12 protein-coding genes and 1 tRNA gene are annotated in these 12,269 nt (G+C 62.8%); 5 read left to right on the top strand and 8 right to left on the bottom strand.

Annotation, left to right across the window (positions count from 1 at the left end; all coding sequences use genetic code 11):
* Positions 1–44 precede the first annotated feature (44 nt).
* The 7 genes from OC537_RS04075 to hinT all read right to left on the bottom strand — a co-directional run bounded on the left by OC537_RS04075 (position 45) and on the right by hinT (position 5,209).
* Positions 45–542 carry a hypothetical protein gene (locus OC537_RS04075; RefSeq protein ID WP_168234814.1) on the bottom strand — a complete coding sequence of 166 codons (498 nt, stop codon included), beginning with the start codon at positions 540–542 and terminating at the stop codon, positions 45–47.
* A 68-nt stretch (positions 543–610) separates the two neighbouring features.
* The gene (locus OC537_RS04070; RefSeq protein WP_262109637.1) at positions 611–1,471 is read right to left on the bottom strand and encodes a DUF6279 family lipoprotein; all 861 of its coding nucleotides are present in this window, start codon (positions 1,469–1,471) and stop codon (positions 611–613) included.
* A gap of 51 nt (positions 1,472–1,522) precedes the next feature.
* The gene (locus OC537_RS04065; protein WP_262109635.1) at positions 1,523–2,386 is read right to left on the bottom strand and encodes a choline kinase family protein; all 864 of its coding nucleotides are present in this window, start codon (positions 2,384–2,386) and stop codon (positions 1,523–1,525) included.
* Positions 2,376–2,972: a penicillin-binding protein activator LpoB gene (gene lpoB, locus OC537_RS04060; protein WP_111912313.1), complete on the bottom strand. Its 597-nt coding sequence runs from the start codon at positions 2,970–2,972 to the stop codon at positions 2,376–2,378. The genes OC537_RS04065 and lpoB overlap by 11 nt, the downstream gene beginning before the upstream one ends.
* A complete protein-coding gene (locus tag OC537_RS04055) occupies positions 2,972–3,370 on the bottom strand; it encodes a YcfL family protein (protein WP_139744339.1) in 399 nt (132 codons plus the stop codon). Before OC537_RS04055 ends, lpoB begins: the two co-directional genes overlap by 1 nt.
* 67 nt (positions 3,371–3,437) lie before the next feature.
* The gene (locus OC537_RS04050; RefSeq protein WP_262109631.1) at positions 3,438–4,859 is read right to left on the bottom strand and encodes a COG3014 family protein; all 1,422 of its coding nucleotides are present in this window, start codon (positions 4,857–4,859) and stop codon (positions 3,438–3,440) included.
* Entirely contained in the window at positions 4,859–5,209 is a 351-nt protein-coding gene (gene hinT, locus OC537_RS04045) for a purine nucleoside phosphoramidase (RefSeq protein WP_025326574.1), read from the bottom strand. Before hinT ends, OC537_RS04050 begins: the two co-directional genes overlap by 1 nt.
* A gap of 258 nt (positions 5,210–5,467) precedes the next feature.
* On the opposite strand from hinT, the gene OC537_RS04040 reads away from it, so the two are divergent.
* The gene (locus OC537_RS04040) at positions 5,468–7,480 is read left to right on the top strand and encodes a methyl-accepting chemotaxis protein (RefSeq protein ID WP_262109626.1); all 2,013 of its coding nucleotides are present in this window, start codon (positions 5,468–5,470) and stop codon (positions 7,478–7,480) included.
* 84 nt (positions 7,481–7,564) lie between these two features.
* Here OC537_RS04040 and OC537_RS04035 read toward each other — a convergent pair whose 3' ends face one another.
* Complete coding sequence (locus OC537_RS04035; protein WP_262109624.1) at positions 7,565–8,440, bottom strand: 6-carboxytetrahydropterin synthase; 876 nt, start codon at positions 8,438–8,440, stop codon at positions 7,565–7,567.
* Between the two features lie 79 nt (positions 8,441–8,519).
* On the opposite strand from OC537_RS04035, the gene OC537_RS04030 reads away from it, so the two are divergent.
* The 4 genes from OC537_RS04030 to OC537_RS04015 all read left to right on the top strand — a co-directional run bounded on the left by OC537_RS04030 (position 8,520) and on the right by OC537_RS04015 (position 12,228).
* Positions 8,520–9,863, top strand: a complete 1,344-nt coding sequence (locus OC537_RS04030) for a dihydroorotase (RefSeq protein WP_262109622.1) — start codon at positions 8,520–8,522, stop codon at positions 9,861–9,863.
* A gap of 215 nt (positions 9,864–10,078) precedes the next feature.
* Positions 10,079–10,155: transfer RNA gene (locus OC537_RS04025), tRNA-Pro, on the top strand.
* 146 nt (positions 10,156–10,301) lie between these two features.
* Positions 10,302–10,772, top strand: coding sequence for a CC0125/CC1285 family lipoprotein (locus OC537_RS04020; protein WP_205641507.1), 471 nt, complete (start codon positions 10,302–10,304; stop codon positions 10,770–10,772).
* Between the two features lie 202 nt (positions 10,773–10,974).
* Complete coding sequence (locus tag OC537_RS04015) at positions 10,975–12,228, top strand: dicarboxylate/amino acid:cation symporter (protein WP_162520068.1); 1,254 nt, start codon at positions 10,975–10,977, stop codon at positions 12,226–12,228.
* The last annotated feature ends 41 nt before the right edge of the window (positions 12,229–12,269 follow it).

Below are 12,269 nucleotides of genomic sequence, written 5' to 3'. Positions count from 1 at the left end.
AGAGAGAAGATGAGGCAACAGCAGGCAGACTGACCCCATCGGGATCAGGCGAGGAAGCTCTGGGAGAAGCGGTATTGCAGGTGCCGGCGCTGCAGGCGGCGCCGGTGGATACTGGCGAAGTGATCGCGAAAGCTCGTCCTCGGGTAGAAGAGGGCGGCGTAGAGCAGCAGGCCGCACAGCAGCAGCAGTATGGCCTGCTGGGCCCAGCTCATGACCAGCTCGTAGACCACGCTGCCGGGCTGGTGATCCCGGCTCAGGGAGTGCTCGAGGCGCAGCAGGTGACTCTGGTGGGAGCCGACAAACTTGACGACACCGTCGTCGCTGTCGCTGGCGCCGTGGTTCATCTGGGCGCCGTCGGCAGGATCCGCGGCCTCCCCCATCAGCTGGGCGGCGTGCTGGGAAGCGGGTACCTTGAGCCCCTCCACCGAAACGGTAGAGAGCAGCAGAGTGAGCGCGATGAGCAGGGTCATCGCCGCCAGTTTCACTTTGTCCAGCAGGCTCAAAAAGTTAATTCCCGAATAATAGAAAGGGCAAACTACCATAGCCCCCCCACAAGGACAAGGGCGGCAGGCCATGACGCCTGCCGCCCTTGCGGCACGGATAGCAGTCGTCAGCGGCTGCGGGTCATGGCGTCGAAGTCCTCGGCATAGTCCTTGAGCAGGGTGTAGAGGTGGGCGCGCTGGGAGAGATCCATCGACTGGCTGAGGGCGCTGAGCCACTGTATGGTGCGCTGGCGTGACTGGTCGGTGTAACCGGTGAAGCGGCCATCCATCAGGCCGTCCCCCTGTTGCAGCAGGCGAGTCAGCTCCTTGCCAAAGTCCGGGTCCTGGCGCTGCTTCATCAGCCGCTCCAGCTCCTTGGTCCAGGCCTCCTGGAACTCCAGCCAGGGGGGCATCATCTCGTATTGCCACTCGGCCCACTGGGCAATCAGCGGCTCCTGGGCCGGCTTCACCTTGCCAATCCAGAACACCAGCCGCTCGCTCATCTTCTCCCTGAACTCCTTGAGCATCTGCGCCTTGGGCTCGGTGGCGAAATCATGCTTGCGCTCCTGCTGGCGTTTCACTCTATCGGTCATGAAGCGCGCCACCTGGGCATCAGTCAGGGTGCTGGCGAGGCGCACGGTGCGGGGAATGGCGTTCTCCAGGGTGCGGGTCAGGCTGGCCTGGGTGCGGTCCAGGTGCAGGGTGACCTGGGCCGGGGTCATGGGGCTGGCCACTGCCCTCGCCAGGGCATCGAGATCCCGGGCATAGATGGGCAGCTCGTGTTGGCGATGCCAGGCCATCAGCCCCTTCACCTCCTTGTCCAGCAGGGTCTTCTGGCTGCGATCCAGGGAGAAGTAGTCATCCAGTTGCCAGACGATGGCCGAGTCGAGCCAGTAGTAGATCACCCGGGTCGCGCAGCCGGTCAGCAACAGGCAGAGCAGCAGCAGGCTCCAGCTGCGGGGTTGACGCCATGAGAATCTGGTCACCATGCATGCCTCCAAGTCGTAGAAAATAAGCGTCGCGCTGGCCTCTGGCCTATCTCATTCCAGGCGCTGGCGGTTCATGTCGATGAGGGCCTGATAGTCGGGCCCGGGTTGTTGCTCCGCCATCAGCAGCGCCCACAGCAGGCCGATGTAATCGACCCAGGGCAGGAAGGCATCGGCCTGGAATCCCTTGCCATTGAGCAGCTTATGAGCGCTTCCCCTGCCTTCAAGATAGCAGCTCTCCAACTGGCACCGCAGCTCTTCGCTCCAGCCATGGGTGCGCTGTATGCTGGCCAGCTCGAAGCCAGGATGACCGGCGGCGCCATACTCCCAGTCGATGACCCAGGGCCTGTGGCCCAACAAGTTAGCCGGATTGAGATCATGATGGCAAGGGAGCCAGCAATCGTCCGGCTCGTGGCTCGCGAGCAGGGCCCGCTCCAGCGCAGGCAGCCAGTCAGGGATCCGGGCCAGGCGGCCGCGATAACCGGCCGCATGAGCCCGCACCGCCATCACCACGGCGGGCAGCGCCAGTCGGTGCAGCCGTCTCAGCACCTCGGCCAGCAAGGGGGCTTGGGTCGCCAGGGGCGGCGGGGAGACGGCCCAGTTCGGCTCGTCGCACCAGTCCAGCAGCATCAGGCCGCTGGCGGGATCGCCGTGATGACAGGGCAAGGCCAGCCCCTGCCCCACGGCCCCCTGATAGAGCTGCCACTCGGTGGCGCGGTCTATGCCGAGCCGGACCGGATCCGGGTGGCCGCGCCGCAGGAAGCCGCTCTGCCCCGAGGGCAGACGCAGCCGGTAGTTGCCGTTGGTCAGGCCGCTCGCCAGTGGCTCAAGGCGCCCCTGGTGCCAGGGGGCTGGCAGGCTGGCCAACAGGCTCAGCTCAGCCAGATCCCCCTGTAACCCAATGCCCTCACCAGCCAAAGGTGGAGGTCTTCGCCTGCTTGCGGATCTCTTTCTGATCGGCCCACAGCAGCTCGCCGTTCTCCAGATCCATCAGGTTCATGGTCATCTGGTAGTAGACGTCCTTCACCTTGCCATTGTCCTTGACGATGCTGGCCAGGTTGCCATAGACCATGTAGCGGGCGCCGGTCTGCTTGCCCAGGCGCACCATGGAGGCGGGATCCACCATGCCGCTGCTCTGCTGGTACTCGAGCTGCTGCTTGACCGCGCTCACCTTGCTCATGTCGACGAAGCGGAACTTGCCGGATCGCAGCAGCTTGGTGCGGATGGTGTCCGTGATGGCCTCGGTGTCGATGTGCTCCGAGGTCTTGTTGCGGATGGAGTCCATGAACATCACGGGACGGCCCCCTGCGGTGATCTCGCCTGTGACCGGTGAGGCCAGCATGGAGTCCGCCATCTTGTCGGCGATGGCCTGCAAGTCGGAGGAGCCGTAATCCACCGTCACCGTCTCTGTCTCGGTGGGATCGCCATAGCTGACTGTGGTGCTGGAGCAGCCGCCGAGCAGCAGGGCGCCGGTCAATATCAGCAGGGCATGGTTCATTCTCATCAGTTCGATTCCTCAATCACTTCGCGTACGTAAATCCGGTAGCCCCGGGCGGCCGGACTCGGCGCCAGGGCGGACAGGGTGCGGGTCTGGTAGCCGTGCAGCTTGATGGGGGTCCAGCCGCGGCCATCGCTGGCCACCTCCTGCCCGGCCTCATCATACCAATAGAACAGGTATTGCAACTTGTTGTCGCCGCGCTGGGTGCTGGCGGCGGCCACGTTGACCTGCAGCAGGCCGTTTTGCTGGCGGCGGCTGAGTTCGGTCAGGGTGACGTTGACGTTCTGGTGCTGCTCCGCCACCGCAGCCGCCCCGGCCGCGCCATAGAGCGCCACACCGGAGGTATTGGTGGCGCACCCCGCCAGCAGCAGTACCAGCCCGAGGGCCAAGCCATGTGCTTTCATCTTGTTCTCCTTGCCGGTGGCCGAGGGGCCGAACCGGTCAGTCTGTGATCCTTGCCCAAAGGGGCATTCATAGGGGCATCACCCGGGTGCCCAGGCCCGCGCCGAGGCGCTGCACCCAGACGAGGGTGGTGCGCCCGGCGTGCACTGTGAGGGGGAGTGTGCGCATGGCGCTGCCCGCCCCCAGCTGGAGTTTCACCTCCCCGGTCGGGACCATTCCCTGCCAGCTCGATGCCTCGGCAGGCAGGGTCAACCAGCTGCGGGTATCGGCCCGCTCCGAGAGGGTATTGAAGATGCCCACCAGTATATTGCCCACATCGCCCCCCTCCTTGGCGGCGCTGCGGCGCAACTGCTCCTTGGCCACCAGCCGCAGCGCCTGACGGGTCAGCATGCCCGGCAGCCGCTCCTGCAGATCCTTGGCCGCCAGCGATTCGAGTCGCACCAGCGAGCTGGTCCGCCCGGCCTGCTTGCCCACCGACACCGTGAGCGGGCCTGTGTCGCTGGCCCTGTTGTCGTAATAGGGTACCGCCACGGTAAAGGTACGAAAATCGCCGCTAGAGGTGGAAATAGGCAGCGGCAGGAAGATCTCCCGCCGCGCCGGGATCAGGCCATCTTCAAACAGCACCACCAGCTGGCCCTGATCCTTGGCCAGCGGCGGCGCCTTGCGGCCCACCTTCTTCTCGGTCTCCTTGAGCTCATCCGCGGAGCCGCGCAACCGGGCCAGGCGCAGCAGGGCATCCTGCAGGCTCTGGTTGTCCGGCGCTATCTGGTAGCCCCGCTGATAGTCCACCCAGGCGTCGTTGAGATCCCCGGCGGCCTCATAGAGCACGCCGGAGAAATAGAAGGTGTAAGCGTTCTGGAAACCGTTTTTCACCTGACCTATCAGGCGATCGAGCTCGGGTGCCCCGCGCGACATTAGCTGGCGCATCTCCCCATCTGCTTCTGATTCTTCGCTCTTTTCCTTCGCCTTGCGCACCTCGTCGGCCCGCGCCTTGAGCGCCCGCTCCTGCACCTGGTTGGCGCGGCGCACTTCCACCAGGGCCCCTTCGGCATCCCCCCGTTGCAGGTAGTTCAGCGCCAGATAGTGGTGCAGCATGGTGCGCTCGTAGTCAGGCGTCCGGTAGGCCATGGTCTGATCGTTGGTGAGCAGGCTGCCCGCCTGGGCCAGCCCCTGACTCAGGCGGTACTTGGCCTGGCTCTCTTCCCAGGCGAGCCGGCTGTCGGCGGCGGCAAAGCCCTGCTTGCTGACGCCATCCTGACCCGCCAGCCAGGCGATGCGCCCTTTCTCAAGCTGATCCAGCACATAGGTGTCGTCTCCCGGGGTCGATTCCCGCACCTTCGGCAGGGCCTCGGCGGCATGACCCAGCAGCAGCTGGTTGCGCAGGGGCACCATCTGATCGGAATAGGAGACGAAGAGATCTTGCCAGCGGGAGGCGCAGCCTCCCAGCAGCAGACCGGCCAACAGCAGGCCGGTCAATGAGGCGGGACGCATCACAGGCTGAGCAGGGGTCCCAGCGGCTGGCCACCCACCAGGTGCAGGTGGATGTGGTAGACCTCCTGCCCGCCATGGCGGTTGCAGTTCATGATGAGGCGGTAGCCGTCCTCGGCGATCCCGGCATCTGCCGCCAGCTTGCGGGCCACGGTGAACATGCGGCCGAGGGCCAGCTCGTGATCCGCTTCCACGTCGTTGACCGTGGGGATCAGCACATTGGGCACTATCAGTATGTGAGTCTTGGCCTTGGGCTGGATGTCGCGGAAGGCGGTCACCAGATCGTCTTGATAAAGGATGTCGGCGGGGATCTCCTTGCGGATGATTTTGCTGAAAATGGTTTCTTGCGCCATGGGTAACTCCTTTATATGAAAAAGAAAATTCAATGCAAAACTCAAGCGACTCCCAAAAATGTCGCCACAGCCCGCCAAGTGTGACACAAGCCGACATTTGACACAGCCGTTGTCCCAATCACTTCAGTTATTGTGAAGAATACCGATAGTGAGGATGACGTCCCGAGTACCCCAGCGGCATTCCCCGTGAGGGCATGCAGGGTACCAAAGGGACGGGGTACTCAGGCAAGGGACTTTTGCATAGACAGCGGGACAATAATGAAACAAACAATGTCAGACCTCTCGATCTTACAGAGAGTCTATCTGGGCTTTGCCATCCTGGTCGCCGTCATGGTCGCCAGCGCGGTACTGACCTTTCGCGGCCAGAGCGAACTCAACGATGCCCTGGACCAGGTAACACAAGAGTCCATGCCGCTGGTGATCGCCAGCAGTCAGACCCAGATAAGCCTGCTCAGCGCCAACAAGTGGCTCACCGACGTGCTGACCGAGCAGGATCCCAAGCAACTGCCGGCGGAAGTGGCCGAGCTGCAGCAGGCCAAGGGTCAGGTCGACAAGATGCTGACGACCCTCAGGCAGCAGGTGGCGACGCACCCCGAATTGCAGGGGGAGATGACGGCCCTCGGCAAGCTGGTGGCTGACTACCTGCAGCTGACCCAGACCCTGCCCACCGAGCACGAAGCCCTGCTCACCCGGCTGCACAAGGTCAACCAGGCCAAGGGCCAGTTCCAGGTCAGCCTGCCCCAGTTCAAGAAGAACCTCGGCGACATGATGGTCACCGTCGACGACAGCTTCATCAAGATGCTCTCCGAGACCCTGACCACCAAGCTCTCCGCCATCGAGCTCTCCACCATGGATGCCCTCAACCAGAGCATCCCCGCCCCCATAGAAGCGGCGCTCAAGCGCAACAAGATGCAGATCGAGGGCTTCAACAGCACCATCAAGGATCTGCAGGGGGAGCTCAAGGAGTTCGACAACAACATGGGCCACTACGTCCATGGCTTCGTGCGCGACACCACCGCCAATGAAGGGGTGCTCGCTCAATACCTGGCGCTGATGAAGCAGCAGCAGACCATGCGCGAGCAGAGCAAGCAGGCGAGCCAGCTCATCGTCAGCATCCAGAACAAGCTGGAGGGGATCACCGCCCAGAGCCAGCAGCTGATGAACGCCAGCATCAAGGCCTCCGATAGGGTGCAGACCCAGAGCACCCTGACCCAGGGGATCAGCATAGCCATCGCCATCTTCGTCGCCATACTGGTGGCCTTCACCCTGGGCAAGGCCATACGCCGCCCCCTGAAAGAGCTGCTGCGGGTACTGACCGAGGTGACCCAGGGTGACATGACCCAGCGGGTCGGCTTCAAGAGCCAGAACGAGTTCGGCCAGCTCGGCAGCCAGATCAACCTGCTGATCCAGCAGATGGGAGACGTGCTCAGGCAACTCTCCCAGGCCTCGACCCAGCTCAACAGCGCCGCCCACGACAACCGCCACACCACCGAATCGGTGCGTGCGGATCTGGAGAAGCAGCGTCAGGAGACCGCCTCGGTCGCCGCAGCCATGACCCAGATGGAAGCCTCGGTGCGGGAGGTGGCCCAGGCCGCCAACCAGACCCTGGAGCGGGTGCAGGACGTGGAGAAGGCCTCCGAGATGGGCCGCAAGGTGATGGCAGGCAACATCACCACCACCCACCAGCTGGCGGGCAAGCTGCAGCAGACCGGCAAGGTGATCGGTGACGTGAGCGCCATGAGCGGCCAGATTGGTAACATACTCGACGTCATCCGCGGCATCGCCGAGCAGACCAACCTGCTGGCCCTCAACGCCGCCATCGAGGCTGCCCGGGCCGGCGAGCAGGGCCGTGGCTTTGCGGTGGTGGCGGACGAGGTGCGCAACCTGGCCGGTCGCACCGCCCAGTCCACCAGCGAGATCCAGACCATGATAGAGAACCTGCAGCAGGGGGTCGCCCGGGCGGTCAACGTGATGCAGGAGTGCTCCCGCGAGATGGACAGCTGCGTGGATCAGAGCTCCCAGGCCAACAACGCCATGGAGGAGGTGCAGGGCATAGTGGTGCTCATCAGCGACATGTCGAGCCAGATAGCCTCCGCCGCCGAGCAGCAGCAGGCCACCAGCGCCGACATCGCCACCAACCTCAACCGCATCTCGGACATCTCGGATCTCAACTATCAGGGCATAGAGCGGGTCGCCGAGACCAGCCAGCAGCTCGACAGCCTGGCCGAGCAGCAGGAGGGGCTGGTACAGCGCTTCCGGCTCAGCGCCTGATGAGGCCGTCTGTTCTTCCATTGCCCTGACACGACGAGGCCCCGCAGATGCGGGGCCTCGTTTTTATTGCGACTTGCAGGGAGATCAGGCGTAGGCGATGGCGCCCTTGCCGACCCCTTCATAGGCGACAATCTTGACGAACTTGTCCCCCACCTGCTTTTTCACTTCACGGGCAATATAGTGGGCCAGCAGTTCTATGGTGGTGTCCGTGTCGATCATCTCCACCTCGGCGGCCGGCATGGCGAGCTGGAACAGCCCCTGGGGCGCTGTGTACTTGAAGCCGAGGTGATGCTCCCCCAGCTCGGCCTTGGCCAGCTCGCTCAATTCCAGCTCGGAGAGGGCCACCTTGTCCTCCAGGGTGCCGAGATAGATGTCGGCCCAGCGCTCGGCCCAGTTCAGCTCCAGCTCCTCGTTGCGCGCCCCGTCCACCTCTATCTCGACCGGAGAGCGATGGCCGTGGGCGATGCGCTGGCAGTTGCCGTCATGCTTCTTCAGGCCATGGCTGTAGTGGTAGAAGGCGCCCTCGATCTGCTCCTGACGCAGGGTCAGGGAGAGATCCTTGATGTTGCCAGGCAGGCGCTTGGCCAGCACCGCCAGCAGATAGCGGGTCACCGACTCCTTGTCCACCTGGGGGGCGGGGATGAAGGCGAACGCCTGGGCCGGGCAGCGCAGGTGGATGGAGCGACCCGGGCGCAGCAGATCCACTGTGCACTCGTCGTTATCCAGGGGGTGGGTGTGCACCAGGGCGCTCTCGGTCGGTACCAGCAGCTTGTGATCCACCTCTTCATCGATGATCGACTTGATAAGCTTCTTCACCCGGCCAAAATCCAGCAGCATGCTCATCTCGTTGAGCTCGCCGCTCATCTCGATGTCCACCAGCCAGCTCTCCCCTACCATACCGCGACGCTCGCACAGATAGCTGGAATCGATCACAGTCAAATCTCTAACAAATAACTTCATCACTCAGGCCTTGCTACAGAGAAAGTGCAGTTTGCGATATTATGACCCCGGATTATCGGCAAAGGAACTGGAACCCCCCATGAACAAATTGCTTATCAAGAATGCCACCCTGGTCAACGAAGGCCGCATCTATGCTTCCGACGTCTTGATCGAGGGTGAGCGGATCGCCCGCATCGCCCCGGACATCAGCGCCCCCGATGCCGTGGTGATCGATGCCGCAGGCCGTCACCTCATCCCCGGGATGATCGATGATCAGGTCCATTTCCGGGAACCTGGCCTGACCCACAAGGGGACCATCGCCAGTGAATCCCGGGCCGCCGTCGCCGGTGGCACCACCAGTTTCATGGAAATGCCCAACGTCAATCCCCAGACCACCACCATCGACGCCCTCGAAGCCAAATACCAGATAGCCGCCAACTCCGCCGCCGCCAACTACAGCTTCTACCTGGGTGCCACCAACGACAACCTGGAAGAGATCAAGAAGCTGGATCCCAAGCAGTCCTGTGGCATCAAGATCTTCATGGGAGCCTCCACCGGCAACATGCTGGTGGACAACCAGGAGACACTGGCGGCCATCTTCCGCGAGAGCCCGGTGATGATAGTCACCCACTGCGAGGACACCCCCTCCATCAAGGTGCTGGAAGACGAGGCCCGCGCCAAGTGGGGCGAGGATGTGCCGATGCGCGAGCACGGCCGCATCCGCAGCGCCGACGCCTGCTACAAATCCTCCAGCATGGCGGTGGGGCTGGCGAAGCAGTACGGCGCCAAGCTGCACGTGCTGCACCTGACCACCGCCAAGGAGCTGTCGCTCTTCACCGCCACCCCGGATCTGAAGGATCTCAAGGACAAGAACATCACCGCCGAGGTGTGCGTCCATCACCTCTTCTTCAACGAGGCGGACTACGACACCCTGGGCAGCCAGATCAAGTGCAACCCGGCGGTGAAGAGCGCCGCCGACCAGCACGCCCTGCTGGATGCGGTGCGCAACGACGTGCTCGACATCATCGCCACCGACCACGCCCCCCACACCTGGGAAGAGAAGCAGAACAGCTACTTCAAGGCGCCGTCCGGCGTGCCCCTGGTGCAGCACTCCCTGCAGGCGCTGCTGGAGCTCTACCACAACGGTGTCTTCTCGCTGGAGACTATCGTCAAGAAGACCTCCCACGCGGTGGCCGAGCGCTTCCAGGTGCAGGATCGCGGCTACATCCGCGAGGGTTATTTCGCCGACCTGGTGCTGCTGGATCTCGGCAAGCCCTATGTGGTCAACGACAGCAACCTGCTCTATCTGTGCGGCTGGTCGCCCTTCAACGGCTACCGCTTCCAGAGCACCATAGAGATGACGCTGGTCAACGGCCAGATCGCCTGGCAGAACGGTCAGGTCACCGATCAGGTATTTGGCAAGCGGCTCACCTTCAACCGCTGATCTCTGCTTGAAAGCGTCACGCCAAACGGCCGCCCACCAGGGCGGCCGTTTTTCATGCAAGACGGCGGCAAGGTGCTGACAAAATGCGCGACTGGTCGCACTTTGATCCGAAGTTGCTCGCAAAGCAGGCAAACGATCTCGGCGCGGGATTTCCCCTGTTGACAGGGTCGGGGCATCTCCATAAACTCCCTCCCCGTCAGCCGAGCTGACTCCGTCGGTGTGTAGCGCAGCCAGGTAGCGCATCTGCATGGGGTGTAGAGGGTCGGAGGTTCGAATCCTCTCACACCGACCAAATTCCCCGAGAAAGGCCTTGTCAAACGACAAGGCCTTTTCTTTTTGTCTCTCCAAGTTGTCTCTCCAAGGCAACGCCCTGGCAGGCGATTGTCTCATGAGCGACGTTGTGCTGTAGTGACCTCCTCTCAGCCAAGGGCCAGCACCATGTCACCAAGCTCCCCCCTCTTGTTCGTCCTCGCCCTGTGCGGCTCGCTGCTGCTCGGCGGCTGCGCCACCGCCTATGACAGCGAAAAGTCCTTCTGGAACGGCCAGACAGGCTTCTCCCAGACCCAGCTCGGGGCGACACGCTGGCAGCTGGAGTTTGTGGGCAACGATCTGGTGGACAGGGAGACGGCCCGCAAGTACGTGCTCAAGCGAGCGGGGGAGATGGCGCTGGCGCAGGGGTATGCCTGGGTGCAGGTGCAGTCGCTGACCCTGTCGCGGGATGCGGTCAGGGTGACCCCGAGCCGCCCCCAGTTCGGCTTCGATGAGTACGAACCCGACACCTTCATGGACGAGATGCAGGTAGAGCACCGCACCTCGGCACTGCTGATCTTCTCCCTCGGGAGAGCCCCATTGGACGACCAGAGCCTGAAAGCCATTTATCTGGCAAAGATGAAAACAAACAGTGATTAATATAATTAATTTACAAGATCTACATCACATACAACTAATTGCAACATAAAGTTCTGATATAAGTCGCTGGATTTCCCCTCCATGATTAGGCATGCTGCCAGCATACCGGCTGTCAGGATTCCATGGCCCGGATCACAAAAACGGACTTAGGTGGCACCAAACCCACCTGCACAGGCACTGCACATATCGAGATTGTCCCCCCATGAAAATGAACAAATTGACCGTTGCCATCCTCATTGCGATGTTGCTTGGCATTTTTACCGGGCAAGGCTATCGCCTGTTTGCCCCGGCCCAGGCCGCCACCTTTGCCAGTGACATCACCATCTTGACCGACATCTTCCTGCGCCTCATCAAGATGATCATCGCCCCCCTGGTGTTCACTACCCTGGTGGTCGGCATCGCCAAGATGGGCGACACCCGCACCGTGGGTCGCATCGGCGCCAAGACCCTGGGCTGGTTCATGCTGGCCTCCCTGATGTCATTGACCCTGGGGCTGGTGATGGTGCACCTGATGCAGCCCGGGGTCGGCCTCTCCCTCTCCCTGCCCGATGACGGTGCCAGCTCAGGGGTGGCCGCCACCGCCATCTCCCTCAAGGACTTCGTGACCCACGCCATCCCGAAAAGCGTGATCGAGGCCATGGCCACCAACGAGATCCTGCAGATAGTGGTGTTCTCCCTCTTCTTCGGGCTGGCCGCCGCCGCCCTGGGGGATGCCGCCAAACCCGTGGTCAAGCTGATGGCAAGCAGCGCCGAGATCATGCTGAAGGTGACCGGCTACGTGATGAACTTCGCGCCTTTCGCGGTGTTCGGCGCCATCGCCGCCATGGTCGCCAAGGAAGGGCTCGGCATCCTCGCCACCTATGGCACCTTCATGGCCCAGTTCTACCTGGCCCTGGCCTGCCTCTGGCTGCTGCTCATCGCCATGGGCAGCCTCTTCATCCGCCGCCGCATCCTGACCCTGCTGGCCATGATCCGCGAGCCCATACTGCTCGCCTTCTCCACCGCCAGCTCCGAGGCCGCCTATCCCAAGACCCTGGACAGGCTGGAGAAGTTCGGCTGTGACAAGCGCATCGCCAGCTTCGTGCTGCCCATGGGCTACTCCTTCAACCTGGACGGCTCCATGATGTACTGCACCTTCGCGGTGATGTTCATCGCCCAGGCCTATGGCATAGAGCTCAGCATGGCACAGCAGATCACCATGCTGCTGCTGCTGATGGTCACCTCCAAGGGGATGGCCGGGGTACCGCGCGCCTCCCTGGTGGTGATCGCCGCCACCCTGAACCAGTTCCAGATCCCGGAGGCCGGCATACTGCTGCTGCTCGGCATAGACCACTTCCTCGACATGGGTCGCTCCGCCACCAACGTGCTGGGCAACGCCATCGCCGCCAGCGTGGTGGCAAAGACGGAAGACAGCCTGGGAGAGACCCAGCCCGAGGGCGAACTCGCCAAGGCTTGAGTCAAGGACACCCAGCAAAAGGCCCGCAACTGCGGGCCTTT

It is taken from the genome of Aeromonas sp. Marseille-Q5825 (genome assembly GCF_946892685.1).
Lineage (GTDB): Bacteria > Pseudomonadota > Gammaproteobacteria > Enterobacterales > Aeromonadaceae > Aeromonas > Aeromonas rivipollensis.
The sequence above is the reverse complement of the archived record's forward strand: the minus strand, read 5'-3'. Positions and strand labels throughout refer to the sequence as shown.